At 62.1% G+C, this 25,126-nt stretch carries 22 protein-coding genes; 7 read left to right on the top strand and 15 right to left on the bottom strand.

The window, feature by feature from the left end; all coding sequences use genetic code 11:
* Positions 1-117: 117 nt before the first annotated feature.
* Complete coding sequence (locus MESCI_RS18535) at positions 118-1,407, top strand: outer membrane protein (RefSeq protein WP_164919928.1); 1,290 nt, start codon at positions 118-120, stop codon at positions 1,405-1,407.
* Between the two features lie 234 nt (positions 1,408-1,641).
* On the opposite strand, the gene MESCI_RS18530 is transcribed toward MESCI_RS18535, so the two are convergent.
* The 6 genes from MESCI_RS18530 to MESCI_RS18505 all read right to left on the bottom strand — a co-directional run bounded on the left by MESCI_RS18530 (position 1,642) and on the right by MESCI_RS18505 (position 6,187).
* Entirely contained in the window at positions 1,642-2,109 is a 468-nt protein-coding gene (locus MESCI_RS18530) for a DUF1203 domain-containing protein (RefSeq protein ID WP_013531464.1), read from the bottom strand.
* 157 nt (positions 2,110-2,266) lie between these two features.
* Complete coding sequence (locus tag MESCI_RS18525) at positions 2,267-2,824, bottom strand: OmpA family protein (protein ID WP_013531463.1); 558 nt, start codon at positions 2,822-2,824, stop codon at positions 2,267-2,269.
* Positions 2,825-2,935: 111 nt separating this feature from the next.
* Entirely contained in the window at positions 2,936-3,499 is a 564-nt protein-coding gene (locus MESCI_RS18520; protein ID WP_013531462.1) for a GNAT family N-acetyltransferase, read from the bottom strand.
* Between the two features lie 5 nt (positions 3,500-3,504).
* On the bottom strand, positions 3,505-4,371 hold the full coding sequence (sseA, locus tag MESCI_RS18515; RefSeq protein WP_013531461.1) for a 3-mercaptopyruvate sulfurtransferase: 867 nt from the start codon (positions 4,369-4,371) through the stop codon (positions 3,505-3,507).
* Between the two features lie 38 nt (positions 4,372-4,409).
* Entirely contained in the window at positions 4,410-5,153 is a 744-nt protein-coding gene (locus MESCI_RS18510) for an alanyl-tRNA editing protein (RefSeq protein WP_013531460.1), read from the bottom strand.
* On the bottom strand, positions 5,153-6,187 hold the full coding sequence (locus MESCI_RS18505; RefSeq protein WP_013531459.1) for a cysteine synthase A: 1,035 nt from the start codon (positions 6,185-6,187) through the stop codon (positions 5,153-5,155). The genes MESCI_RS18510 and MESCI_RS18505 overlap by 1 nt, the downstream gene beginning before the upstream one ends.
* Positions 6,188-6,414: 227 nt before the next feature.
* On the opposite strand from MESCI_RS18505, the gene MESCI_RS18500 reads away from it, so the two are divergent.
* Positions 6,415-7,236, top strand: coding sequence for an SDR family oxidoreductase (locus MESCI_RS18500; RefSeq protein ID WP_013531458.1), 822 nt, complete (start codon positions 6,415-6,417; stop codon positions 7,234-7,236).
* A gap of 79 nt (positions 7,237-7,315) precedes the next feature.
* On the top strand, positions 7,316-8,290 hold the full coding sequence (locus MESCI_RS18495) for an alpha/beta hydrolase (protein WP_013531457.1): 975 nt from the start codon (positions 7,316-7,318) through the stop codon (positions 8,288-8,290).
* A 102-nt stretch (positions 8,291-8,392) separates the two neighbouring features.
* On the opposite strand, the gene MESCI_RS18490 is transcribed toward MESCI_RS18495, so the two are convergent.
* Entirely contained in the window at positions 8,393-9,817 is a 1,425-nt protein-coding gene (locus MESCI_RS18490) for a DEAD/DEAH box helicase (protein ID WP_013531456.1), read from the bottom strand.
* Positions 9,818-10,226: 409 nt separating this feature from the next.
* On the opposite strand from MESCI_RS18490, the gene MESCI_RS18485 reads away from it, so the two are divergent.
* The gene (locus MESCI_RS18485) at positions 10,227-11,759 is read left to right on the top strand and encodes an acyl-CoA carboxylase subunit beta (RefSeq protein ID WP_013531455.1); all 1,533 of its coding nucleotides are present in this window, start codon (positions 10,227-10,229) and stop codon (positions 11,757-11,759) included.
* 12 nt (positions 11,760-11,771) lie between these two features.
* Here MESCI_RS18485 and MESCI_RS18480 read toward each other — a convergent pair whose 3' ends face one another.
* Together MESCI_RS18480 and MESCI_RS18475 are read right to left on the bottom strand one after the other, a co-directional pair.
* A complete protein-coding gene (locus tag MESCI_RS18480) occupies positions 11,772-13,772 on the bottom strand; it encodes a hypothetical protein (RefSeq protein WP_013531454.1) in 2,001 nt (666 codons plus the stop codon).
* Positions 13,769-15,313 (bottom strand): NAD(P)H-hydrate dehydratase, encoded by a 1,545-nt coding sequence (locus MESCI_RS18475; RefSeq protein WP_013531453.1) that lies wholly within the window; start codon positions 15,311-15,313, stop codon positions 13,769-13,771. Before MESCI_RS18475 ends, MESCI_RS18480 begins: the two co-directional genes overlap by 4 nt.
* Before the next feature lie 358 nt (positions 15,314-15,671).
* On the opposite strand from MESCI_RS18475, the gene MESCI_RS18470 reads away from it, so the two are divergent.
* A complete protein-coding gene (locus tag MESCI_RS18470; RefSeq protein ID WP_006205430.1) occupies positions 15,672-16,010 on the top strand; it encodes a P-II family nitrogen regulator in 339 nt (112 codons plus the stop codon).
* A 65-nt stretch (positions 16,011-16,075) separates the two neighbouring features.
* The gene (gene glnA / locus MESCI_RS18465; protein ID WP_013531452.1) at positions 16,076-17,485 is read left to right on the top strand and encodes a type I glutamate--ammonia ligase; all 1,410 of its coding nucleotides are present in this window, start codon (positions 16,076-16,078) and stop codon (positions 17,483-17,485) included.
* A 737-nt stretch (positions 17,486-18,222) separates the two neighbouring features.
* Here glnA and MESCI_RS18460 read toward each other — a convergent pair.
* Positions 18,223-19,263, bottom strand: coding sequence for a glutamine synthetase beta-grasp domain-containing protein (locus tag MESCI_RS18460; RefSeq protein WP_013531450.1), 1,041 nt, complete (start codon positions 19,261-19,263; stop codon positions 18,223-18,225).
* A 317-nt stretch (positions 19,264-19,580) separates the two neighbouring features.
* Here MESCI_RS18460 and MESCI_RS18455 point away from each other — a divergent pair, with 317 nt between their 5' ends.
* A complete protein-coding gene (locus tag MESCI_RS18455) occupies positions 19,581-19,778 on the top strand; it encodes a DUF2735 domain-containing protein (protein ID WP_013531449.1) in 198 nt (65 codons plus the stop codon).
* 96 nt (positions 19,779-19,874) lie between these two features.
* Here MESCI_RS18455 and MESCI_RS18450 read toward each other — a convergent pair whose 3' ends face one another.
* The 5 genes from MESCI_RS18450 to crcB all read right to left on the bottom strand — a co-directional run bounded on the left by MESCI_RS18450 (position 19,875) and on the right by crcB (position 25,092).
* Positions 19,875-21,764, bottom strand: coding sequence for an MFS transporter (locus MESCI_RS18450; protein ID WP_013531448.1), 1,890 nt, complete (start codon positions 21,762-21,764; stop codon positions 19,875-19,877).
* Between the two features lie 190 nt (positions 21,765-21,954).
* Positions 21,955-22,743, bottom strand: coding sequence for an ATP12 family chaperone protein (locus MESCI_RS18445; protein WP_013531447.1), 789 nt, complete (start codon positions 22,741-22,743; stop codon positions 21,955-21,957).
* A gap of 11 nt (positions 22,744-22,754) precedes the next feature.
* Complete coding sequence (locus MESCI_RS18440) at positions 22,755-23,672, bottom strand: DMT family transporter (protein WP_013531446.1); 918 nt, start codon at positions 23,670-23,672, stop codon at positions 22,755-22,757.
* Positions 23,673-23,674: 2 nt separating this feature from the next.
* Positions 23,675-24,655, bottom strand: coding sequence for an RluA family pseudouridine synthase (locus MESCI_RS18435; protein WP_013531445.1), 981 nt, complete (start codon positions 24,653-24,655; stop codon positions 23,675-23,677).
* A 62-nt stretch (positions 24,656-24,717) separates the two neighbouring features.
* Positions 24,718-25,092: a fluoride efflux transporter CrcB gene (gene crcB, locus MESCI_RS18430; protein ID WP_013531444.1), complete on the bottom strand. Its 375-nt coding sequence runs from the start codon at positions 25,090-25,092 to the stop codon at positions 24,718-24,720.
* Positions 25,093-25,126: the final 34 nt, after the last annotated feature.

Raw genomic sequence — 25,126 nt, 5'->3', positions numbered from 1 at the left:
GGCGCCGAAAGATGTGACGCGACGGCACTTTGCTCATCATTGTTGCATATTTGTCATTCCCGTGCCGGCCGGTTCCCTGCTAGAGACATTCTGGGTTTACTCATGGGGTACGGGCATATGTTCATTCGCACATCCGCGAAATCTTTTCTTCTTGGTGCTGTTTCTGCTGTGGCTTTGATATCTGCTGCTCACGCAGCAGACGTCGTGCAGCCGGTAGAAGAAGCTGCCGGCTTTAACTGGAGCGGTGCTTATGTCGGCATCGGCGGCGGCTTTGGCGCCAGCGTACACAAATTCAGCGTACCTGGCCTAGACTTCAATGGCCTTGGTGGAAATGGCGTCTTTGGTGAATTGACGGCAGGCTACGATTACATGGTTTCGGAGCGTTTCCTGCTCGGTGGTTTCATTGACGCAAATCTGAGCAACATTGGTCCCTCATTGAGCATTGCAGGCGGCGATGTCGATCTGACAAACTCTTATGGCTTCGATGTTGGCCTGCGTGCCGGTTACCTGCTCAATCCGAATACGTTGGGCTATGTACTCGGCGGGTACACCTGGCAGCATTTCAAACTTGACGGATCGGGCGCCGCGGACGGCTTGGAATTTTCGCAGAACCGCAGCGGCTATGTGCTCGGCGTTGGCATGGAAACCGTGCTGCGTGGCAACTGGACATTGAAGACCGAATATCGCTACGCGGACTACGGTGACAAGTCGGTACTCGATCTTGGCGATGCCTCTCTCGATATCGAGCCTTCCACCCACACCTTCCATATCGCGGCAAACTATCGCTTCGGCGCGCAAAATGGTGGCGGCACGTCCTTTGCCGCCCCGACTTACGATTGGACCGGCTTCTATGCCGGTGGTGCGCTCGGTGCCGGCACGATGGTGCATGATCTAAACCTCAATCTTGGGTTGGGTGCTAGCGGCGAGCTCAACGGCATTGGCGGCGAAGGCGTGTTCGGCGAGGCGAGCGTCGGCTATGATCATGATTTCGGCAGCTGGGTCGCTGGCGTTCAGTTGGATGCCCGTTATTCCGGCATCCAGACCAAGCTCGATCTCGGCCCCGTTTCCATCAAGGGCGATGCCGACTACGGCTTCGATGCTCTCGCTCGAATCGGTGCCAAGGTCAACGAATCAACGCTGGCCTATGTGCTCGGCGGTTACAGCTGGCAGCACTTCGATCTGCATGCGGAAGCGCCCGGTGGTGGTAGCGCTGACATCTATGATTGGGGCTCAAGCGGCTTCTCGATCGGTGGCGGCCTGGAAACTGCCGTTTCCAGCAATATGACCGTCGGTTTGGAATACCGTTATTCGCAGTATCAGAAGGAAGACTTCGGCTCGGGCGGCATTCTCGAGGACACCCCGTCTTTCCAGACCGTGCGCCTCGGCGCGAAGTACAAGTTCAACTAAAAGGCCCTCCAGCCAAACAGTTGCAGCCCGTCGGCCATGCCGGCGGGCTTTTTTCTTGCGTGGAATACGTCTGCTCCAAACGCAGGCAACAAAAAAGCGGAGCCAAAGCCCCGCTTCCTCGATGACGAGATTTGCCGCCGGTTCATCCGCGGTCGGCAAATCGATCGACAATGGCTTTCTATCGCGACTATGCGACGGGAGTACGACAGCTGTTTCCAGCGGCTAATCTCAGCCTCAAGCGCGCTCGATGCGGCACTGGTAGCAATTGTTGCGCGCCGAGCGGACATGGACGTAGGCGATCTCGTCGCGTTCCAACAAGGTCTTGGCCCGCCCGGTGATGTCTCCGGTCGGGACCACGCCGCCGCTGCCATAGACGATACGGTCATCCCTGCCATAGCCGCGCACGATGTAGTCGGGGCTGTCGAGAATCTCGGGCAGCGCCTCGCCCTCGGCAGCGCCGTCGCATTCCTCGGCATGCAGGAAGATCGGCCCGGTTTCGGCATAGGGCTGAAGCTGCGGGAATGGCCTGTATGCCAGAACAAGATAGGCATCGCCGGCTCCTATGTTCTTCAAACAATGCCGGCAAGGCATGCCGTCACCATCTGAGACCTTTCGCTCGGGCGTTTGGCCATAAGCATCGACGCCACCACGCTGCAGCGTCCTGACAGCTTCGGTCGGCAAAGCTTTGAACTGGATGGTCATGGAAAAATCTCCGGTGTCGTGATTGGAAATTATGTCCTTGAACCCTCGCCGCCCACCCGATTCCTGCCAAATGTCGAAAAGCCGATCGCCCCTCGGCGATCGGCTCTCATCAGATTCCTGTCAAAGGCGCCGGCTAATTAAAATTCGGAGCTGCGACTCAACGGATGAAATCGTCGAAGCGGCGCAGCGTCACCCGGCGATTCTGCCAGTTTTCGTTCTGCGTCTGCACCAGCAAAAACTCCTCACCGTAACCAACGGTTTCCAGTGCATGGCCGGGCACCCTAAATTCGCGCACCAATGTGCGCTTGAGCGAAGCGGCGCGTTGTTCGGACAGGGCCTGGTTCGACTGGAAGGAGCCGACGGCGTCGGTATGGCCCTCGATCAGCACGCGGGCGCCGGGATCGCGGCGCAGGATTCGCCGCAGCGCGTCGGCAATAGTCTCGATCTTGTCGTATTGCGAGTTGGCAATAGCCGCCGAACCGAAGGCGAAGTTGATCGACTGGATATCGATCGAGCGGGCCATGCGGCGCAAATCCGGGCGCCGCTTGAATTCCCGGATGGTGACGCGCTCGTTCGGCCGCAATTTGACACGCGGTGCCGCCTCGAGCTTCCGCTCGATCGTCGCGGCCGAAGGCGTTGTCGCCTGGGCTGCGGCCAGGCTTGGCATGGCAATCGCCGCGATCAGCGCGGCGGCAAGTGTACGGCGGGTCAGCATGTCTTCGTCTCCTTCGGCCTTTGCCGCATTGATGGTGCGGGCAACATGCCAAAAGCAGCCCGAAGGGCCGATGAACGACAGGTTCAGATTCGAGCTGGTGTCAGCTTCCGGCTAGGGCCGCATGACGCTGGCCGCGCGCTCGGCGAAAGGCAGCGGATGCACGATTTCCTTCTTTTGCGCCACCGGTGCAAAGCCGAGCTTCTGGTAGAGCGGCAGAGCCGCCGGATGATCGAGCGTGCAGGTCTGCACCGTCACCCGCTTCGGCCCATGCGACCATGCGGCAGCGATCGCGGAGCCCAGGAACCAGCGGCCGATGCCTTGTCCCGTCGCATGTTCCATCATGCCGAAATAGGCGAGCTCGACTTCTTCCGGCAGATGCGGCTTGAGATCGAAGAAGCCGGCGGGTGCGCCGTCGAGATAAAGGACCCTGATGTCGCGATCCTCGCGATGAATGCCGGCGGCAAGCTCGTCGTCATCCAGCCTCAGCACATTGACCCAGTGCCATTTGCGCCCCACCCGGTCCATCAGATAGCGGTAGAAATGCAGCGGAATGTCCTTGGTCTTCAGCAGCGCGATCTGACGGTTGTAGGGCACCGGCGGCGAATAGGCCGGCGGCACATGCATCTCGAGAAACGTCACCGTGACGTCAATATCTTCCAGCGCGCCGTTTTCCATCGTCTTCATTCCTTGCCGATCACAACGGGGCCGGTCACGACAGGCGTGTCGGAAAGCCCGCCCCACTCCGTCCATGAGCCGTCGTAAAGCCTGTTGTTGGCATGGCCAAGCGTTTCCAGCGCCAGCGTCACCACCGCTGCGGTAATACCGGAGCCGCATGAGGTGACGACAGGTTTCGACAAATCGATGCCGGCCTCCTCGATCGCCTTGCGCAGGCGGTCCTTCGACAGCAACTCGCCATTTTCCGACAGCGCCGAATAGGGCAGATTGCGCGCGCCAGGCATATGGCCGGAGCGGATACCCGCGCGCGGCTCAGGTTCAGTGCCGGTGAAGCGGCCCGGCCCACGGGCGTCGGCGATCTGGCTTGCCCTGGTGTCGACGATCCGGCGCATGTCGGCGAGGCTGGCGACGCGCCCGGAGTCGAAATCGGCATGAAACACGCTTGGCGCGATCTTCGTCGGCTCAGCCGTCACCGGTCTGCCGGCGGCTTTCCAGCCATCGAAGCCGCCATCCAGAATATAGGTCTGGAAGACGCCCATGACCCTGAACATCCACCACGCCCGGGGCGCCGAGAAGAAACCCGGACCATCGTAGACGACGATGGTGTCATCGGCCGAAACGCCCATGGCGCCGACATACTGGGCAAAATGCTGCGGTGACGGCAGCGTATGCGGCAAGGGCGAATCCGGATCCGAAACCGCATCCTGATCCAGAAATCGTGCGCCCGGGATGTGGGCCGAATCGTACTCGCCGCGCGCATCGCGCTTCTGCGCCGGGAGATACCAGGATGCGTCGATGATCGTCAGGCCCGGCTCGCCGAGACGTTGCTGCAGCCAGTCTGCGTCGACGGTGAAGGGGCTGTCCTCGGCCATTTTGTGCTCCTGCTCGCCTTTTGGCGATCACTGTCTGTTCAGTTTGCCGGCATCGGCCCAAAGCGGATGCGGAAGCGCCGGTTTTCACGGCCCTTCTTCTCGATCTTGCCGATGTGGATTTCGCCGACTTCGCCAGTGCTCTTCACATGGGTGCCGCCGCAGGGCTGGCTGTCCACCGAGGCGTTGTCGCCGATACAGACCAGGCGGATCTTGCCGGTGCCGGCCGGCGGCCGAACGTTCTTGGATTTCACCAGGCCGGGATTGGCGGCCAGTTCCTCGTCACTGATCAGCCTGACAAAGATCGGATGATCGGCCCGCACCAGCTCCATCAGCCCGGCGGTGATGTCCTCCTTGGTGAAGCCGGCATCCGGAGCGTCGAAGTCGACACGGCTGTCGTCCTCGGAAACGGCGGCACCGGTGATTGGAAACGGGCAGACGACGGTGAGCAAATGGCAAGCCGCATGCATGCGCATCAGGAGATGCCGGCGTTCCCAGTCGATGGCCAGCCTCACCGTCTCGCCGACCTGTGGCACTGCTTGCTCCGGCGCCGGCACATGAATGATCTCGTCCTTGGTCTCGCCGGTGAGGGTAGCGGCAATGGCGATGCGGCTGCCGTCCGCGCGTTCGAGACACCCGGTATCGCCCGGTTGGCCGCCCGAAGTGGCGTAGAAGATCGTCCGGTCGAGGATGATGCCGCCGCGGTCGTTGACGGCAACGATCGTCGCATCCGCCGTGCGCAGATAGGCGTCGTCACGAAACAGGGCATCCGTCCTGTTTGCCATCACGCGACCTTTTCGAACGGCACCGAAATTGTGCTCTTCAGCTCCATCCAGCCTGGCACCGGCAGTTGCTTCTCGCGCAGGAATTCCGGGTTGAACAGTTTTGACTGATAGCGCGTGCCGTAGTCACAAAGAATGGTCACGATGGTGTGGCCGGGACCCAATTCCCTGGCCAGGCGGATCGCGCCGGCAATGTTGATGCCGGTCGAGCCACCGACGCAAAGGCCCTCTTCCTGAATCAGGTCGAAGACGATCGGCAGCGCATCCTCATCGGGGATCTGGAAGGAAAAATCCGGCGTAAACCCTTCGAGATTGGCGGTGATGCGCCCCTGCCCGATGCCTTCGGTGATCGAGCTGCCTTCGGACTTCAGCTCGCCGCTGGTGTAGAAGGAGTAGAGCGCAGCCCCCAGAGGGTCGGCCAGCGCGATCTTCACATCCTTGCTTTTCGCCTTCAGCCCAAAGGCGACGCCGGCCAGCGTGCCGCCGGAACCGACCGCCGAGACAAAGCCATCGACCTTGCCGCCGGTCTGGCTCCAGATTTCCTCCGCTGTGGTGCGGATATGGCCGTCACGGTTGGCAACATTGTCGAACTGGTTGGCCCAGATGGCGCCGTTCGGCTCGGTCCGCGCCAGTTGCTCGGCCAGCCGCCCCGACAGTTTCACATAATTGTTAGGGTTCTTATAGGGCACGGCAGGCACTTCGATCAGTTCGGCACCGAGCAGCTTGATCGTGTCCTTCTTCTCCTGGCTCTGTGTGTCGGGAATGACGATGACGGTGCGATAGCCGAGCGCCTTGGCGACCAGCGTCAGCCCGATGCCGGTATTGCCCGCCGTTCCCTCGACGACGACACCGCCGGGTCTCAGCAGCCCACGCTGCTCGGCATCGCGGATGATGAACAGGCCGGCGCGATCCTTGACCGACTGGCCCGGATTCATGAATTCGGCCTTGCCCAGGATCTCGCAACCGGTTTGTTCCGAAGCTTTGTTGAGGCGGATCAAAGGCGTTTTGCCGATCGCGTCGATCACAGAACGGGGCATTCAGGATTCCTTGTGTAGGTGCGCCGAAACCCTAGAAACCCGAAGCTGCAGTTTCAAGGCAAGAATTTGTCTGGTCCAGTCGCATTTGCGGTACTGTAGTTGCGTCAACGCTTCCCGAAACCGACCTCTTGCGCCACAGCTCATTTTCCGGCTGACGTTGAAAAGCAGCTTTTCATTCGATTTCTTCATCGCTAGAGCAAAGCACCAACAAGTCGACAGGGCGCAGCATGACACTCTACCGGGCCAACCCGAAGCACGGCGTCGCCTGGATCACGGGCGGATCGAGCGGCATCGGCCGTGCCCTGGCCAGGGATCTTGCTTCCCAGGGCTATGCCGTCGCGGTGACGGCGCTCGACGACGATCCGATCGACACGCTTGTCGTCGAGACCGCGCAGATGCCGGGCAGCGTCACGGCCTTTCCCTGCGACGTCACCGACGAGCCGCGCATGGCAAGGACCGTCGGTGCGATCGAGAAGGAGCTCGGTCCCATCGTGCTCGCCATCTTCAATGCTGGGAATTACATTTCGACGCCGGGGGAGAATCTTGTCGTCAACGACTTTCGCCGGTCCTTCGAGGTCAATTATTTCGGCATCATCAACGGCCTCGTGCCTGCGGTCGAACGCATGCGTGTGCGGGCGCGCGGCCATGTCGTGCTGGTCGGCTCCGTGACGTCCTATTTCGGCTGGCCGACAACGGCCGCCTATGGCGGCACCAAGGCGGCCATCAACATCCTGGCCGAGTCGCTGAAGTATGATTTCGACAAGATGAACGTGCGTATCCAGGTGTTCAACCCAGGCTTCATCGACACCCCGCTGACCGAGAAGAACATGCTGCCGATGCCGGGACTGATGCCGGTCAGCCGGGCATCGCGCCGCATGGCGCGAGGCATCAAGTCGGGCGGTTTCGAAGTCCATTTCCCGCGCCGGACAAGCTGGCCGCTGAAACTGCTCGCCCTGCTGCCGAGGCCGCTGTGCAGAGGGTTTATCAGCCTGATGACCAGTTGGAAGGCGCGGCCTCTGCATTACGACCGCAAGCCGCCGATCGAATAGGACGCCTGAGAAATTGGCGGGCTCCCCGTTTTCGGGCCGCCGTCGCCATGGTTGAGACAAGTGCTGCGTGGAGTCTGCGATGGGGCGACGGATCGTGCTTGCTGTGCTGGGCCTTATTGCCGTTCTCGCACTGGCCTTCGTGTTCGGCCCGCGCGTTCGCGTCGACACCACGATCCGTTTCGATCCCTCGCTCATCGGCGACGATCCGCAGGCCTATGTGGCAAAGGCGGAAGCCGCCATCCCCGGAATCCGAGACGGGCTGGAGAAGGAGATCGTCTGGGCCGATCCGTTGGTGCATGCCAGGACCCCGCTATCGATCGTCTACATCCACGGCTTTTCCGCATCGAAGGGCGAGGTCCGCCCGCTGCCTGACGAAGTGGCGGAACAGCTTGACGCCAATCTCTTCTACACACGGCTTACCGGTCATGGGCAGGATGGCGCGGCGATGACGCAAGGCAGCATCAATGCCTGGATCAACGACTATGAGGAGGCGCTCGCCATCGGCCGGGCGATCGGCGACAAGGTGATCGTCATCTCGACTTCGACCGGCGGCTCGCTGGCGGTCTGGGCGGCAACGCAGCCCGGTGCGTCGGACGGGGTGGCGGCGATTGCGTTCATCTCCCCGAACTTCGGCGTCAAGGCTTCGGGCGCCGGGATCCTGACCATGCCGTGGGGCAAACAAATCGCCAGGCTGGTCGCCGGCAAGGAACATAGCTTCGTGCCGCGCAACGCGCTGAATGAAAAATTCTGGACCACCCGCTATCCGATCGAAGCAACCTTGCCGATGCAGGCGCTGACCGAGCTTGCCTATGGCGCGCCGGTGGAGAAGGCGACCGTCCCTGCTTTGTTCATCTTTTCTGATTCGGACAAAGTGGTGCGGGCCGACCGCAGCCGCGAGATTGCCGGGCGCTGGGGCGCGCCGCATGAACTGGTTCCGGTCGACGACACTGGCGACCCGGACAATCACGTCATTGCCGGCGACGCGCTGTCGCCATCGACCACGGCGTTTCTGGCGCAAAGGATCGCCGTCTGGATCGAAGCGGTGGTGAAGTAGGCGACGAAAAAGGGCGACCGAAGCATCGCTTCGGCCGCCCTTTTCTTGTTTCGTCTCGGCAATCAGCCAGCCGAAGCTTGACTGACTGCAGCGCGGTCTGGCTTACGCGGCCCGCGCAGCCGGACGCTTACCGCCGAAGCGGCGCTTGTTGTTGCCCTTGAAGGCCGGCTTGGCGCCGTCCGGCTTGCGCTCGCCGGCGAAGGCCGGCTTGTCGCCGAAGCGCTTCTTGCCAAAGCCGTTGCCCTTGTTCTCGCCACCGGGCCGCCTGCCGTCGCGACGGCCATTGCGGTCGTTGCGGTCATTGGCCGGCTCGAAACGCTCGTTCTTTTCAGCCGGATTGCGCAGCGGATCGGGGCTGCCGAGATGGTCGGCAACGATCGGCAGCTTGGTGCGGATGATGCGCTCGACCTGGCGCAGCTTGCTGTTCTCGGAAGGATCGCAAAGCGTGATCGCGATGCCGTCCATGCCGTTGCGGCCGGTACGGCCGATGCGGTGGACGTAGCTCTCGGCTTCATCAGGCAGATCGAAATTCACGACATGGCTGATGCCGGGTACGTCGATGCCGCGCGCCGCGATGTCGGTCGCCACCAGAATGCGCACCGAGCCGTCGCGGAAATCGTTCAGCGCTTTCTGGCGGGCGTTCTGCGACTTGTTGCCGTGAATGACGGCGGCCTTGAAGCCATCGCGCTCGAGGTCCTTGGTCACCCTGTCGGCGCCATGCTTGGTGCGCGAGAAGATGATGACGGACTTCATCGTCTCATCGGCGAGCATCGTCGACAGCACCTGGCGCTTCTGCTTGGTGCGGGCAAAGACGACGCCTTGCACGATCTCGGCCGCTGCCGTGCTTTGCGGCGCGACTTCGACGCGGATCGGGTTCTTCAGCAGGCCCTTGGCCAGTTCGGCGATTTCATTGGGCATGGTCGCCGAGAACAGCACCGTCTGACGATCGGGCGCGGTCGCCTTGGCGATGCGCTTGACGTCGTTGATGAAGCCCATGTCGAGCATGCGGTCGCCCTCGTCGAGCACCAGCCATTTGGTGTCGGCAAGCATGAGGTCGCCCTCACGCACCAGGTCGGTCAACCGGCCGGGCGTTGCGATCAGGATATCGACGCCGGGCGCAACCTTCTTCACCTGGCTGAAGCGCGAGACGCCGCCAAGCACGAGCGCGGTCGAGACATGCGCGCCCTTGGCGAGGATCTTGATCGTGTCCTCGATCTGCACGGCGAGTTCGCGCGTCGGCGCCAGGATAAGCGCACGCGCCGTCTTCGGCCGGCGCTTGGTGCCGAGTGCGATGATCTTCGACAGGATCGGCAGAGCGAAGGCCGCGGTCTTGCCAGAGCCGGTCTGGGCGATGCCGAAAATGTCACGGCCTTCCATCTGCGGCGGGATCGCCTGCGCCTGGATAGGCTTCGGCTCGGTGAAGCCGGCGTTGTGGGTGGCCTTGAGCAGCGCGCCCGTAATACCCAGTGCCGCGAAACCGGTGAGTTCCGCAGTGTTGCTACCGGGCAAAGTGTTTTCGTTGGTCAAAATAATCTTCTTTCACGCGGCTTCTGGCCGCAAACATCGATGGCGGCAGGGCGCAACCTGCCGTCGAACAAATTTTCATGAAACGACAAGGCGGGCGGACGGGTTCGTCCACTCGGCTGCGCTGTCGTGCCCGCAGGCATCATGCCACGGGGCTTTTTCGCCGCTTTGTGATTTACCGGAAAAAGGGCCGATATACCGGAAAGAGGGAAAACAGACGCAACCAGTCTCATTCGTCGAGAAGGCCGGATAAGTCCCGGCCCAAGCGCCTATGCCGCCGCATATGGCCCAGTTCGCCACCAAATGCAAGGGGGCTCATGTTGCAGCGCAGCAAAATCGACGGAGCAAGCGGCGCTTGCGCTCGCTTGCCGGCACGATTACCACGAAATGCCGCTGGCTTGGGAGGTAATCGATGAAGGACGTGCTGAAGGAACTCGAGCGCCGCCGCGAGATCGCCCGCATGGGCGGCGGCCAAGCGCGCATCGACGCCCAGCACAAGAAGGGCAAGCTCACCGCGCGCGAACGCATCGAGGTGTTTCTCGACGAGGGCTCGTTCGAGGAGTTCGACATGTATGTCGAACACCGCTCGACCGACTTCGGCATGGAGAAGACCAAGATCGCCGGCGACGGCGTCGTCACCGGCTGGGGCACGGTCAACGGCCGCCCGGTCTATCTCTTCGCCAAGGATTTCACCGTGTTCGGCGGCTCGCTGTCGGAAGCGCATGCCGAGAAGGTCATCAAGGTACAGGAGATGGCGCTGCGCAACCGGGCGCCGATCATCGGCCTCTACGATGCCGGCGGCGCGCGCATCCAGGAAGGCGTCGCGGCACTCGGCGGCTACGCCGAGATCTTTCAACGCAACGTGCTGGCCTCAGGCGTCATCCCGCAGATTTCCGTCATCATGGGTCCATGCGCCGGCGGCGACGTCTATTCGCCTGCCATGACCGATTTCATCTTCATGGTGCGCGACACCTCCTACATGTTCGTCACCGGGCCGGATGTGGTGAAGACCGTGACCAACGAAACGGTGACCGCCGAGAGTCTCGGCGGCGCCTCCGTCCACACGACGAAATCCTCGATCGCCGACGGCGCCTATGACAATGACGTCGAGGCGCTGCTGCAGATGCGCCGGCTGGTCGACCTGCTGCCGGCTTCCAACACATCGGAGCTTCCCGAGATCGAATGCTACCAGTCGGTCACCGACCATGATTTGTCGCTCGACCGGCTGATTCCCGACAACGCCAACAAGCCCTACGACATCAAGGAGCTGATCCTGAAGGTCGCCGACGAAGGCGACTTCTTCGAGATCCAGCAGAATTTCGCCAAGAACATCGTCACCGGCTTCGGGCGCGTCGAGGGCCGCACGGTCGGCTTCGTCGCCAACCAGCCAATGGTGCTGGCCGGCGTGCTCGATTCGGACGCCAGCCGCAAGGCGGCGCGCTTCGTGCGCTTCTGCGACTGTTTTTCGATCCCGATCGTCACCTTCGTCGATGTCCCCGGCTTCCTGCCGGGCACGGCGCAGGAGTATGGCGGCTTGATCAAGCATGGTGCGAAACTGCTGTTCGCCTATGCCGAGGCCACCGTGCCGAAGATCACAGTCATCACCAGAAAAGCCTATGGCGGCGCCTATGACGTGATGGCCTCAAAACATCTGCGCGGCGACATGAACTATGCCTGGCCAACGGCACAGATCGCGGTGATGGGTGCGAGGGGCGCGGTCGAGATCATTTACCGCAAGGACATCGGTGATGCCGAAAAGATCGCAGCCCATACAAAGGCATACGAGGATCGCTTCCTGTCGCCCTTCGTCGCCGCCGAACGCGGTTATGTCGACGAGGTGATCATGCCGCACTCGACCCGCCGCCGCATCGCGCGGGCGCTCCGCATGCTGCGCAACAAGGATATGCAGAACCCCTGGAAGAAGCACGACAACATCCCGCTGTGAGGCGCCGGCAACTCACTCCTCTTCCGCCGCCCCGAACCCCGCCCCCATGGTGGCGCGGACAGGGCTGCCCCACGGTGTCGCGTGATTGTCGATGCGCATCTGGAAGATGAAATAGGTCGGCGAGCAGAAGCCGATGCCTTTCACTTTGCCGATGCCGGGCGTGTCAGGCGGCAGCGACTGGCACATATAGTCCTCGCGGCAGAAATGATCGGCCGAACAGGCCGGCCGGTTGCCGCGATTGACGGCGCCGCCAAGGCATTGGTCGAAATTGTTGGTGGCCACGCAGATGTCGAATTTCTTGCCGCCGACCAGCCCGCAAATCTCGTTCGGCATCGGCTTGCCGGCTTTGAATGCCGCGAAGGAGCGGTCCTTGTCGTCGCAGCCGCGATAGGCGATGCCGCCAGGCACGCCGATCTTCGGCGGTCGGCAGGTGTAGGCGGTACGGGAAATGTCCGAGGCGAAGGCCGCGAACTGGCCCGATTTGCTGTAGCGGTCGTTGAAAGGCTGCGCCGCATTGCTGGCGATCGAGCCGGTCAGGCAGGGATGACCGGAAAACAGTTTTTCGCTGTCTTTCGGCAGCAGGCATTGCGCCAGTTTCGTGTGCACGCCCGAAGCGGTGGCCAGCGGCGTGCAGACGGTGCCGCCGCCGCATTTCCAGGTCGCACCGAAGCGGTCCGCATCTTCCGGCATCAGGCACGGCATGGCCATCTCGGCCGGTGCGTAGTCGACCGCGGCGTCCGTCCAGGCTGCCGGCGGCGCAAAGGAGAGCGGACGAAAGCGGTTTGGCTCCCTGCCCTCAGCTGTAGCGCGCAGCCAGGCCTGGCGGCGCGGGATCTCGGCATGAAGATGCGGCGAGATGCCGACCTCGATGCGGTTGAGCGGCGATGTCGTCTTGTCGTCAAGGCCGATGAAATGGAAGCCGGCAGTGGAACCGGCCTGATGGCAACCCTGGCAGGCGCCATTGTCCAGCCGCTCGACCAGCGCTTCCGGCGTGCGCACCAGTTTCAGCGTGGAATAATCGAGCGATGCGAATTCCTTGGGCTGGAACAATTGCGTAAACGGATGATTGGCCTGCCGCGCGCTGCCGAAGGTCGACCATGAGATGATCTTTTTGGCCAGGAACTCGTCGGGAATTTCATAGACGCCTTCGTCAACCGCCGGCAAATTGGCGCCGACATAGACGGCGAGCCGTGCCTTCAGCGCCGCATCCTGCGAAAGCCGTGCGGTGTCGGGCGTGTTCTCCAGCGGTTTTTCGCTGATATCGGCGCCATCGATGTCGAATATCCGCATGAGATAGGCCGCTTGGCCACCGAACTCGGTTTCCTGGCCGGAGGGGAAGCGCACCACCTGTGCGTTGAGCTCCAGCTGCTTGAAGGTGAGCCCAGCTCTCTCCAGCGGCCCGCCGGTCAGCCAGCCGGCATCGACGCTCTCGTCAAGCTGGGGCGTCCAGCGCCCGGCAACACCGACGCAGCCGCCATCGGCGTCGGGGGCGGCGCTGTAGACGGCATTGAAATTGAATGGCAGGCGCGACGCCAGCAGCTTGCCGTTTTTGCGAAAGCTGTAGGCCAGGCGGTAGATGAAGCGCACCTCGCCGCAGCTCCTGTCGCCTTGCAGCACCGCGAAGTCGCGACGATCGAGCCGGTTGATGACGCCGACCAGCCGGAAGCGCGCGGCGTCGGTCTTCAGCCAGCGCATGTCCATGATGCGGCCGACATTGCCGTCGGTGACTTCGTAGAGCGTCCGGCCGCCGGCTTTCATATCGGCACGAAGTGCTGCAACATCGGAGGCAACCGTTTCGACGATGGCGTGAAAGGCCGGCGCCTCGTCGTAGAGCGTCTTCAGACCGCCCTCGCCGTCGACCCCCAAAACATCGGCGAAACCGAAACCCGTGGCATCGAGTGCGGCGAGCACCGCCGGATCGTCGACGATCGTCACAGGACCTTCGGCGCGCGCCGTCGGCGCCATGAAGACAGCGATGAGGGTGGCAAGCAACAGAACGAGCGCGCGGCTCATTGGGCAGCCGTGCGCGCGTCGAAGAGGTCGCGCAACACCGGCACCAGTGCCAACGGCAGGTCCTCGGCGATCAGACCGGGTCCGAACCGGCTGCCGGCTTCGGCATGCAACCACACCGCCGCGCAGGTGCCCTCGAAGGGCAGCATGCCTTGCGCCAGCAAACCGGCAATGATGCCCGACAGCACGTCGCCTGACCCGGCTGTGGCCAGCCACGGTGCACCGTTGGAGTTGATCGCCGCTTTGCCATCGGGCGCTGCTATGACCGTGTCGGCGCCCTTGTAGACGATGACGGCGTTGGCCCGCGCGGCGGCCGTTCGCGCCTTGTCCAATTTCGACATGGTTTTGTCCCCGGCGATATCAGGGAACAGGCGGCCGAATTCGCCCTCATGCGGCGTGACTATCAAGGCAGGCGCATTCGGCTGACGGGCGGCTTCGAACAGTGCCGAGGGCTGGTGAGCCAGAGAGGTGATGGCGTCGGCATCAAGAACCATCGCACTGGCGTGGTTCGCGGTCGCCTCGTCGCGTGCTTCCTCCTCCAAAGCCTTGATCAGTTGCAGGGCGAAATCGCCGACCTTGGGCTTTGGCCCGAGCCCCGGTCCGAACACCAGCGCTCCGGGATGGCGCACCGTTAGAAATTCCTGCACCTCCTCGAGCGAGCCCGCCTCGCGCAGCATGATCGAGGTCAGGTGAATCGCGTTCACCTGCATGGCATTGCCAGGCGACAGCACGGTGACCGCCCCTGCCCCGCTTCTGGCGGCGGCCAGCGCCGACAGCCGCGCCGCGCCCGTAGCACTGGGACCGCCGGAAAAGACGCCGACATGGCCGCGCTTGTATTTGTGCGCGTCCACCGCCGGCACCGGAAAATCCTGCAACCACAGGTCCGGCACATTCTCGAAGGTCGAAACGGCGAGTTGGGCGATGACGCCGTCGCCGATGCCGATATCGGCGAGCACGATCTCACCGCATTGCCCGCGCCCCGGCAGCAGCAGGTGGCCAGGCTTTTTCCGCGCGAAGGTGATGGTGACCTCGGCACGAAACGCCCTGCCCAATATGTCACCGCTCCTTCCAGAGACGCCGGACGGCAGGTCGACCGCGACCACGGGCAGGCTCAGGGCTGTCACTGTATCGATGGCTTTCGCGGCGTCGCCGGACAGCGGCTTCGACAGCCCCGCCCCATAGAGCGCGTCGATCACGATCGAGCCAGGCTTGGCGTCAAAGTCAGACAGCGGCCGGGGCTTGATCGGGCATTCCGCGGCGGCGAGCGCCGCATCGCTTTTCGGCCTCGGCGCGCCGGATGCCCAGACCGATGTGCCGACGCCGCTGCCGGCCAGGATGCGGGCAACGACATAGCCATCGCCGCCATTGTTGCCGGGCCCGCACAGCACATGGATGTGCTTTGCCGAGGGGTAGCGCTTGAGAACCTCGGCCGCGACCGCTCCACCAGCGCGCCGCATCAGGCCGATGCCGTCGGCTGGGCCGGCGGCAATCGTCAGCCGATCGGCCTCGCTCATTTCGGCCGGGGAAAGAAGTTCGTTGCTCATGGATTGCCGATCCGCATGCGATCAAGCATTGTCCGATTTCGATCCTAAGCAAACAAGGGGGAGTTGCCGAGATCTGCAGCCATAACGTTGGCACGAAAGCATCGCGGGCAGAAAATTGCCTGGGGGATAGGCAATATGCCCGATTTTTGTGCGGACGTGGGTGCTGGCGCTGTGTAGGCTCTGGCAGTCCATGCCGCTTCCGGTGCAGCGAATGACGCGAATTTGCATCCCGGTGCGGCGCGGCTTTGAAATCTTATGAGACCGCTTAGAATCCGCTGAATTGGCACAGTTCGTGCTTGATGGAGGCGCAAGCGGGGGGTCACAACCCGTTTTTTTGGCAGTGGAGGCCACTTTTTACATGAAAAAGATCGAAGCGATCATCAAGCCATTCAAGCTCGACGAAGTGAAGGAAGCGCTTCAGGAGGCCGGACTGCAAGGCATCACCGTCACCGAAGCAAAAGGCTTCGGTCGTCAGAAGGGTCACACCGAACTCTACCGCGGCGCCGAATATGTCGTCGATTTCCTGCCCAAGGTGAAGATCGAGGTCGTGCTTGGCGACGACGCGGTCGAAGGTGCGATCGAGGCCATCCGCAAGGCGGCCCAGACCGGTCGTATCGGCGACGGCAAGATCTTCGTTTCCAATATCGAGGAAGTCGTGCGTATACGCACCGGCGAAACGGGCATGGACGCGGTCTGACCGACCGCGCCATCCTCCCGAAAAACGTCATCATCAAAAAAAGTCATCACACAGGGATACATGACATGACGACAGCCAAAGACATCATGAAGCAGATCAAGGACAACGACGTGAAATTCGTCGACCTGCGCTTCACGGACCCGAAGGGCAAGCTGCAGCACGTGACGATGGATGTCATCGAGGTCGAGGAAGACATGTTCGCCGATGGCGTGATGTTCGACGGCTCGTCGATTGCCGGCTGGAAGGCCATCAACGAGTCCGACATGGTGCTGATGCCCGATCCGGAAACGGTCCACATGGACCCGTTTTTCGCGCAGTCGACCATGGTCATCCTGTGCGACATCCTCGATCCGGTTTCGGGTGAATCCTACAACCGCGATCCGCGCGGTACGGCCAAGAAGGCCGAGGCCTACATGAAGGCCGAAGGCATCGGCGACACCATCTTTGTCGGCCCGGAAGCCGAATTCTTCGTGTTCGACGATGTGAAGTACAAGGCGGATCCCTACAACACCGGATTCAAGCTCGACTCCACGGAATTGCCGTCGAACGACGACACCGATTATGAGACCGGCAATCTCGGCCACCGTCCGCGCATCAAGGGCGGCTACTTCCCGGTGCCGCCGATCGACAGCGCGCAGGACATGCGCTCGGAAATGCTGACCGTGCTCGCCGAGATGGGCGTGCGCGTCGAAAAGCATCACCATGAGGTGGCGGCGGCTCAGCACGAACTCGGCATCAAGTTCGACGCGCTGGTGCGCAACGCCGACAAGATGCTGATCTACAAGTATGTCGTCCACCAGGTCGCCAACGCCTATGGCAAGACGGCCACCTTCATGCCGAAGCCGATCTTCGGCGACAACGGCTCGGGCATGCACGTCCACATGTCGATCTGGAAGAACGGCAAGCCGACCTTCGCCGGCAATGAATACGCCGGTCTGTCGGAAAGCTGCCTGTTCTTCATCGGCGGCGTCATCAAGCATGCCAAGGCGATCAACGCCTTCACCAACCCGCTGACCAATTCCTACAAGCGCCTGGTGCCGGGTTATGAAGCGCCGGTTCTGCTCGCCTATTCGGCGCGCAACCGCTCGGCGTCCTGCCGTATCCCGTTCGGCTCGTCGCCGAAGGCCAAGCGCGTCGAGGTCCGCTTCCCAGATCCGGGCGCGAACCCCTACCTCGCCTTCTCAGCGCTGCTGATGGCCGGCCTCGACGGCATCAAGAACAAGATCCATCCCGGCCAGCCGATGGACAAGGATCTCTACGACCTGCCGCCGAAGGAGCTGAAGAAGATCCCGACCGTCTGCGGCTCGCTGCGTGAAGCCCTGCAGAGCCTCGACAAGGACCGCGGCTTCCTGAAAGCCGGCGGCGTCTTCGACGACGACCAGATCGACAGCTACATCGAGCTGAAGATGGCCGAAGTGATGCGCTTCGAAATGACCCCGCATCCGGTCGAGTACGACATGTACTACTCCGTCTGAGATTCAATCTCGGTCCAAGATTAGCTATAATGCTCAAGCCCTTGAAAGACGTCCCTCTTTCAAGGGCTTTTTGCTGCGCTCCAATAGGATTGCCAGCCGACCGGCATGCCTCGCCTGCACGGCAGCCGCGCATGGACAGCCGTATCCGCCTTTCGTCTTCGACGATCATAGGATGCCCGGATTCTTGGACCTACGGTCCATCGGAGCGGCCGGCTTTTGAGCGCGTCGCTTCAATCACAACTCGGCGGTGTTCAGTAAATGATCAAGGGAGGCGGTTCGGCCGCCAACGTCGGAGCCAGGAGCGAGCGGAGCACTGTCTCAGGCTACAGTGACCGCTCGTCCGGCGCCCACGCCAATGCCGCCGTTCAAGAAAACCCCGCCCGTCCGAACAGCATTGCGTGACGTAACCCCAAGGCCCGCGAATACGCATGCCGTAGCGTGATCTGTCAACGCCGCCAGCCGGGTGGCGAATGACCGATTCCGTTGCATGAACAGATGCTTATGGAAGATCCATCGCCCCGGACAAGGGCTGGAAAAGGCGGTTTTCCGGGCTTTCTGGCGAGTGACCGCCGCAGACCCGCACGGCTGCGGCCGGAACTCACGGGCGATTAGCGACCGCCGGAACTGCCTGACTTTTTCTGGGTATGTTTTACCGGGAATGCAGTCAGCCGGGTAACGGCCAAAAAAGAACCCCGGCGCGAAACGCCGGGGTCCTCTTGTCATACAGTCCGAAACACTTACGCGGCGGCTGAAACCTGAGCGCTTGCCGGAACCGAGGCGATCGTCTTCAGGATTTGCGAGGCGATCTGGTAGGGGTCGCCCTGCGAGTTCGGACGGCGGTCTTCCAGATAACCCTTATAGTCGCTTTTGATGAAGGAATGCGGCACGCGGATCGAGGCGCCACGGTCGGCAATGCCATAGCTGAACCGGTTCCACGGCGCGGTCTCGTGCTTGCCGGTCAAACGCTTGTCGTTGTCCGGGCCGTAGACGGCGATGTGATCCATCAGGTTCTTGTCGAAAGCCGCCATCAGCGCTTCGAAATAGGCTTTGCCGCCGACTTCGCGCATATAGGCGGTCGAGAAGTTGGCGTGCATGCCAGAGCCGTTCCAGTCGGTGTCTCCGAGCGGCTTGCAGTGGTATTCGATGTCGATGCCGTATTTCTCGGTCAGGCGCTGCAGGAGGTAGCGGGCCATCCACATCTGGTCGGCGGCCTTCTTGGAGCCCTTGCCGAAAATCTGGAATTCCCATTGGCCTTTGGCCACTTCGGCGTTGATGCCTTCGTGGTTGATGCCGGCGGCGAGGCAGAGGTCGAGATGCTCCTCGACGATCTGACGCGCGACGGAGCCGACATTGGAATAGCCGACGCCGGTGTAGTACGGGCCCTGGGGTGCGGGATAGCCGCTCTCGGGGAAGCCGAGCGGGCGACCGTCCTTGTAGAAGAAATATTCCTGCTCGAAGCCGAACCAGGCGCCCTCGTCATCGAGGATGGTGGCGCGCTTGTTTGAGGCATGCGGCGTGACACCATCGGGCATCATGACTTCGCACATGACCAGCACGCCGTTGGTGCGGGCGGGATCCGGATAGACCGCAACCGGCTTCAGCACGCAATCGGAGCTGTGCCCTTCGGCCTGCTGGGTCGAGGAACCATCGAAGCCCCACAGCGGCAGCTGCTCTAGTTCAGGGAATTCGGCGAATTCCTTGATCTGCGTCTTGCCGCGAAGGTTGGGGACCGGGGTATATCCATCGAGCCAGATATACTCGAGCTTGTATTTCGTCATTCTAGCCTCTCGTTGCTTGATCACCGAACACTGAACGGCGTCGACATGCGTCTGCCGTCAGCAGCCGGCCTGCCGCACACTTAAAATGCAATTCGTGTGCCATTCTTGGTCCGGAGGGTGCGACAAAATTGACGCGGCATCCACCGGAAGTCGGTGAGCCGCCTAAGCAATGCGCCCGGATTCCATCACGGTCCTTATTTGCACAAATAATGTGCAAATGCTGATCTTTTCATAGGCATATTGCCTAACTTGATTGCAGACCTTATCTTCGGGCCAAGTTGAATCGAAAAGGTTCGGCGGAAGAAAGGAACCCGGCAATGGAAGTCATTTCCACACGACCGTCGGCCAAAATTTTGATGTTCCCGGCGGCAGCACGCCTCTCTGCCTCAAATTTGAGCGGAAAGGCTAAGTTTGCGGCAGAGCTTGCCTCGCTGCGTGGTGCCCGCGCGGATTTCGGCGACGGCTGGTACCATGAGGCAGCCATCGAGGAAGAGACCCGGGGCCGCAAGAGCTGACACAAAGGGCAGCAGCCCTCGCCAACGAATTGGCCTGAAAAGAAAAAGCCCGGCGCGATCGTTCGCGCCGGGCTTTCTTTTGAACGCTGGGGCTGCCTACTCCTTGGCGTGCAGGTCGGTGCCGAGCGTATCCTTGACGAAGATCATGCCGATGACCAGCGTTATAGCCGCGATCACCACCGGGTACCAAAGGCCATAGTAGATGTCGCCTTTGTAGGCGCTGAGCGCGAACACGGTTGCCGGCAGCAGGCCGCCGAACCAGCCATTGCCGATGTGATAGGGCAGCGACATGCCGGTGTAGCGAATGCGGGTCGGGAACATCTCGACCAGGATCGCCGCGATCGGCCCGTAGACCATGGTCACGAACAGCACCAGGATGAACAGGATGCCGATCGTCATTGGCCAGTTCACTGCTGCAGGATCGGCGAACATGGCGAACGCGCCGCCGCCTGGAATGTTGTAGACGGTGACTTCGGGTGCGCCCGCTGCCTCATCGGTGGTCAGCAGCTTGTCCTTGACCGCCTGGTCGATCGGCACCGTCGCCTTTTCACCGGCACGGATGGCAGCGGCGTCCAGCTTCAGTTCCGGGTTGGCGGCAACAAACGCATCGAGCTTCTGGTCCGCAACCTTGGCTGCCGCGCGCTTCAGCGGATAGCCGCCGTCCTGCAGCGACATATTGACGGCCTTGATGAAGGCCGCTTCCTTGGCCTTGGCCTGATCACCGGCGGCGATGGCGTCATAGGACTCGACCGTCTCGTTGCCGATTTTGACAGATGCGGGTGTGCCGGCGGCAGCCGTCGACACCACGTCATAGGGAACCGAGTTCTTGGTCAAGAACGAAGTCGCGATATCGCAGGATGTCGTGAACTTCGCCGTGCCAACCGGATTGAACTGGAACTTGCAGTCGCCCGGCGCCGCGGTCACCGTCGCCCTGGTGTTCTGCTGCGCCGTGGCGAGTGCCGGATTGGCAGCCCATGTCAGTGCCTTGAACAGCGGGAAGGTGCAGACAATCGCCAGCGCAAGGCCCGCCATGATGATCGGCTTGCGGCCGATCTTGTCGGAGAGCCAGCCGAAGACGACGAAGAAGATCGAACCGACCGCCAGGGCGACCGCGATCATGATGTTGACCGACTGCGCGTCGACCTTGAGCACGTTGGTCAAGAAGAACAGCGCGTAGAACTGGCCATTGTACCAGACCACGGCCTGACCGGCGGTGAGGCCGAGCAGCGCCAGCAGTGCAATCTTGGCGTTCTTCCATTGGCCGAAGGCTTCCGTCAGCGGCGCCTTGGAGCCCTTTCCCTCATCCTTCATGCGCTGGAAGGTCGGGGATTCGGAAAGCGAAAGCCGAATCCAGATCGAGATGCCGAGCAACAGGAAAGACACGATGAACGGGATACGCCAGCCCCAGGCAGCATAGTTTTCCTTGCTCAATGAAGCCTGTACGATCAGGATCACAACCAGCGATAGGAACAGGCCGAGCGTCGCCGTGGTCTGGATCCACGAGGTGTAGTAGCCGCGCCGGTTGTCCGGCGCATGTTCGGCGACGTAAGTGGCCGCGCCGCCATATTCGCCACCCAGAGCCAGGCCCTGCAGCATGCGCAGGATGATCAGGATCACGGGAGCGGCGATGCCCAAAGTGGCATAGCCGGGCAGCAAGCCGACCAGAAAGGTCGACAGGCCCATGATCGTCATGGTGACAAGAAAAGTATATTTACGGCCGACAAGGTCACCGATGCGGCCGAACAGCAGTGCGCCGAACGGGCGCACAAGGAAGCCTGCGGCGAAAGCCAACAGCGCGAAAATGTTGCGGGTCGCTTCCGGAATGGCTGGGCTGAAAAAGGTCGAACCGATGAACACCGCCAGCGAGCCATAGAGATAGAAATCATACCATTCGAAAACGGTGCCGAGCGAGGAAGCGAAGATGACTTTCTTCTCTTCCCGCGTCATGCCGCGGCTTGTTCCGCCGGCGGTCGATGCTATTGCCATTGCGTTATCCTCCCGTGAGACCCGTTCTCAATGCTGCGCGACACTGTCCGCGTTCTCCTCCGAGCACGGACTCAACGACAGCCATCGGGGAAAAATGACAGAAAGCGCCCGCCAAAGGCAGCGCGTCTTTGGGATTATGACTTTGGTATTAGGTGCGCTGCGGGATGAAACCGGGCGAGTTGGGAAACCCCTAGCCCTTGAGCGCTTGCAGCAGGCCGGCGGCAGCCATCATGTCGCGCTTGCGAGCCGCGCGGCGGGCAACGGCCTCCGCATCCTGCCCCCAATGCTCGATCTGCCAGTCCTCGTCGACATGAGCAGCGGCCCAGGCAGCCTCAGCGTCGATCTCGCCGAAATCGACAGCCAGCGCCAGCAGCGCCGAACCGGTCAGCGACGTCATCACATGAATGGCGGCGAGCCGCAGCGGCTCGGCGCGCTGGGCAAGATGGCTGCCCAGCACGGCGATGGTCTCGCGCGGCTGCTCGACATGGATGATGCCCTCGGCCAGATTGAAGCGGGCTCCGAGTGTCCTCGCCCAGTCGATCACCGGATCCCAATGCTGGTTCTGCCGCTCCACCAGCCCTTGCGGCGCGTCGGCGCGATAGCAGGTGAGATCGGATGAGGCAAAGCGCAGGATATCCTCCAGCACCGCCTGCGGGTCGCTGGCAACGCCATCGATGGCCGTGTTGACGAGGCGCATCACGGGCATCTTCACCGGATCGATGGTCTCGCTTTGGGCGGCGAACTCGTCGGCGACGAGCGCGGCTGCTGCCTCGGTCGGCAGCACCAGCAGCGCCTTGCCCGGCGTCCGCACCGGCTTGCCGTCGAGATGCACGGCAAAGCCATTGTCGACAGGTGTCACAGAGGCGGCCTTGTAGAAGCGTTTGGGCAGAGGCGTCTTCATCTGGATCTGGGCGCGGCGCACAGGATCCGGGTCGGAGAGATACTTGCCCGCTTCGAGGTCGTTGAGGATGTCACGCATGAAGGTCTCTCTTACACCGGCGTCAGCTTGCGCGCCGGCCGGTTGACGATGATCAGGCCGGCGGCAATCAGGCCAAGTGCCAGGAAAATGCGCATGGTCAGCGGCTCATTCAAGAACATGGCTCCGCACAGCACGCCGAAAACCGGCGACAGGAAGGTGAAACTGGACAGGCCTGACGCCGGATAGCGCCGCAGCAGCCAGAACCACAGCACATAGGTGAAGGCGACGATGTAGACCGCCTGGAAAAGCAGCGCCAAGGTCGGCAGCACGGTCGGGTCGCGAACGGGCGGGCCGGCGAGAGGCAGCACCAATACGCCCACGATCGCTGCCCCGGCGAGCTGGTAAAGCAGAAGCTTCTCGGCGCTCGCCTCGACCAGCTTCGACCGCTTGATGAGGATGTTGGTCAAAGCCCAGAAGAATCCGGAGCCAAGGCTCAGCAGATCGCCGAACAGCATGTCTCCGCCGCCGCCAAACTTGTCGGAAAACACCGCGGCAAGGCCGGCAAAGGCCAGCAGCAGGCCAAGGAATTTTCTCAACGTGATCTGCTCGCCGAGCAGGAAATGGCCGCCGAGCAGCATCCAGAACGGCATGGTGTTGACCAGCAGCGTGTTGCGGGCAACGGTCGTATGCTCCAGGCCGACATAGAGGCAAAGGAACTCGATGCCGAAAAGCGCGCCAACCAAGATGCCGGCGAGCAAGGTCCCGTCGCGCGTGAAAAGCGCGATGCCGCGCCACCGGCACCAGGCAAAGACACACATGCCGCCGATGATCGAGCGCGCGATCGACAGGAAAACCGGATCATAGCCAGCATAGGAGATCTTGGCGGCGACGTAATTCAGCCCCCAGGAAAAGGTCAGCCCGACCATGATCGCGGCGGCGGCCAGGTCGACCGTGTCGCGCCGGTCGAGCGCGTCGGTGGCGCCGCTCACGATCAGTCCTCCGCGCTGGCGTCGTCGAAGCCGATCAGGTTCCAGCTCTGGCGCATATGCGGTGGCATTGGCGCCGTGACATCGATGACGCCCTTGTCCGGATGCGGAATGATGATGCGGCGGGCGTGCAGATGCAGGCGGTTTTGAATGCCCCCGGGAAAGTCCCAGTTGGTGTCGGCCTCGAAATATTTCGGATCGCCCAGGATCGGGCAGCCGATGTAGGCGGCATGAACGCGAAGCTGGTGGGTGCGGCCGGTATAAGGCTCCATCTCCAGCCAGGTCATCGTCTGCGCCGCCTGCTCGATGACGCGGTAGTAGGACACAGCGTGATCGGCGCCCTTTTCGCCATGCGCGGCGACCCGCACGCGGTCACCGTCCGGCGTCGGCTCCTTGATCAGCCAGGTCGAGATCTTGTCCTCGCGCTTGGGCGGCACGCCCTTGACCAGCGCCCAATAGGTCTTCTTGGTCTCGCGGGCGCGAAACGCTTCCGAGAGCTTCATGGCGGCCAGTCGGGTGCGGGCGACGACCAGCACGCCCGAAGTGTCGCGGTCGAGCCTGTGAACCAGTCTGGGCTTCTCGCCCTTCGGGCTGCGCCAGGCCTCCAGCATGTCGTCGACATTGCGGGTGACGCCCGAGCCGCCCTGCACCGCAAGGCCCGCCGGCTTGTTGAAGACGAAAACCTTAGGGTCTTCATGGATCAGCATTTTCGACAGGACATCGGCATCGCCCTGGTTGCGGATCGAGTGGCCGGTCAGCGCACTCTCGCCCTTCTTGTCAACCTCGAGCGGTGGGACGCGAACCATCTGGCCGGGCTCGACACGGGTGTCGGCCTTGACCCGGCCGCCGTCGACACGGATCTGGCCGGAGCGCAGAAGCTTCTGCAAATGGCCGAAACCAAGGCCCGGGAAATGGGTCTTGAACCAGCGGTCGAGCCGCATGCCCGCCTCGCCGGCTTCCACCGTGATCTGTTCAACGCCTGCCATGTTTTTTGTCGCTTATCCGTTTCCCGAGCAAAGCTCGGCCTGTTCTTGGCGCGGCAATAGCACTAAGGCAGGCTTCTTGCGAGCCAAAGTCCCAGAAACAGGGCGATAATGGCGCCAATGACGCTGGCAAGGGCATAACCCAGCGCAGGCAGCGTGGCTCCCCGCTCCCACAGCGTCGCAAAATCGAGCGAAAAGGCTGAGAAGGTGGTGAAGCCGCCAAGAATGCCGGTGGCAACGAACAGCCTGACCTCGTTCGATCCGCCACGGCGCATCATGGAGGCGATGAACAGCCCCATGGCGAAGGAGCCGATGACGTTGATGGCCATCGTGCCCCAGGGATAGTCGGGGCCGACAAAACGCAGCGCGCCGATGTTGGTAAGGTGACGAATTCCGGCACCGATGCCGCCACCGACGACGACGAGAAACAGATTGAACATGACCGTTTACTGCCCCCGCGGGGCTGCCCGGTCA

Source organism: Mesorhizobium ciceri biovar biserrulae WSM1271, from assembly GCF_000185905.1.
Lineage (GTDB): Bacteria > Pseudomonadota > Alphaproteobacteria > Rhizobiales > Rhizobiaceae > Mesorhizobium > Mesorhizobium ciceri.
The sequence above is the reverse complement of the archived record's forward strand: the minus strand, read 5'-3'. Positions and strand labels throughout refer to the sequence as shown.

Coding starts and splice junctions, on each gene's coding strand:
- MESCI_RS18535 (WP_164919928.1), top strand. CDS start 118: ATGTTCATTCGCACATCCGCGAAATCTTTTCTTCTTGGTGCTGTTTCT.
- MESCI_RS18530 (WP_013531464.1), bottom strand. CDS start 2,109: ATGACCATCCAGTTCAAAGCTTTGCCGACCGAAGCTGTCAGGACGCTG.
- MESCI_RS18525 (WP_013531463.1), bottom strand. CDS start 2,824: ATGCTGACCCGCCGTACACTTGCCGCCGCGCTGATCGCGGCGATTGCC.
- MESCI_RS18520 (WP_013531462.1), bottom strand. CDS start 3,499: ATGGAAAACGGCGCGCTGGAAGATATTGACGTCACGGTGACGTTTCTC.
- sseA (WP_013531461.1), bottom strand. CDS start 4,371: ATGGCCGAGGACAGCCCCTTCACCGTCGACGCAGACTGGCTGCAGCAA.
- MESCI_RS18510 (WP_013531460.1), bottom strand. CDS start 5,153: ATGGCAAACAGGACGGATGCCCTGTTTCGTGACGACGCCTATCTGCGC.
- MESCI_RS18505 (WP_013531459.1), bottom strand. CDS start 6,187: ATGCCCCGTTCTGTGATCGACGCGATCGGCAAAACGCCTTTGATCCGC.
- MESCI_RS18500 (WP_013531458.1), top strand. CDS start 6,415: ATGACACTCTACCGGGCCAACCCGAAGCACGGCGTCGCCTGGATCACG.
- MESCI_RS18495 (WP_013531457.1), top strand. CDS start 7,316: ATGGGGCGACGGATCGTGCTTGCTGTGCTGGGCCTTATTGCCGTTCTC.
- MESCI_RS18485 (WP_013531455.1), top strand. CDS start 10,227: ATGAAGGACGTGCTGAAGGAACTCGAGCGCCGCCGCGAGATCGCCCGC.
- MESCI_RS18480 (WP_013531454.1), bottom strand. CDS start 13,772: ATGAGCCGCGCGCTCGTTCTGTTGCTTGCCACCCTCATCGCTGTCTTC.
- MESCI_RS18475 (WP_013531453.1), bottom strand. CDS start 15,313: ATGAGCAACGAACTTCTTTCCCCGGCCGAAATGAGCGAGGCCGATCGG.
- MESCI_RS18470 (WP_006205430.1), top strand. CDS start 15,672: ATGAAAAAGATCGAAGCGATCATCAAGCCATTCAAGCTCGACGAAGTG.
- glnA (WP_013531452.1), top strand. CDS start 16,076: ATGACGACAGCCAAAGACATCATGAAGCAGATCAAGGACAACGACGTG.
- MESCI_RS18460 (WP_013531450.1), bottom strand. CDS start 19,263: ATGACGAAATACAAGCTCGAGTATATCTGGCTCGATGGATATACCCCG.
- MESCI_RS18455 (WP_013531449.1), top strand. CDS start 19,581: ATGGAAGTCATTTCCACACGACCGTCGGCCAAAATTTTGATGTTCCCG.
- MESCI_RS18450 (WP_013531448.1), bottom strand. CDS start 21,764: ATGGCAATAGCATCGACCGCCGGCGGAACAAGCCGCGGCATGACGCGG.
- MESCI_RS18445 (WP_013531447.1), bottom strand. CDS start 22,743: ATGCGTGACATCCTCAACGACCTCGAAGCGGGCAAGTATCTCTCCGAC.
- MESCI_RS18435 (WP_013531445.1), bottom strand. CDS start 24,655: ATGGCAGGCGTTGAACAGATCACGGTGGAAGCCGGCGAGGCGGGCATG.
- crcB (WP_013531444.1), bottom strand. CDS start 25,092: ATGTTCAATCTGTTTCTCGTCGTCGTCGGTGGCGGCATCGGTGCCGGA.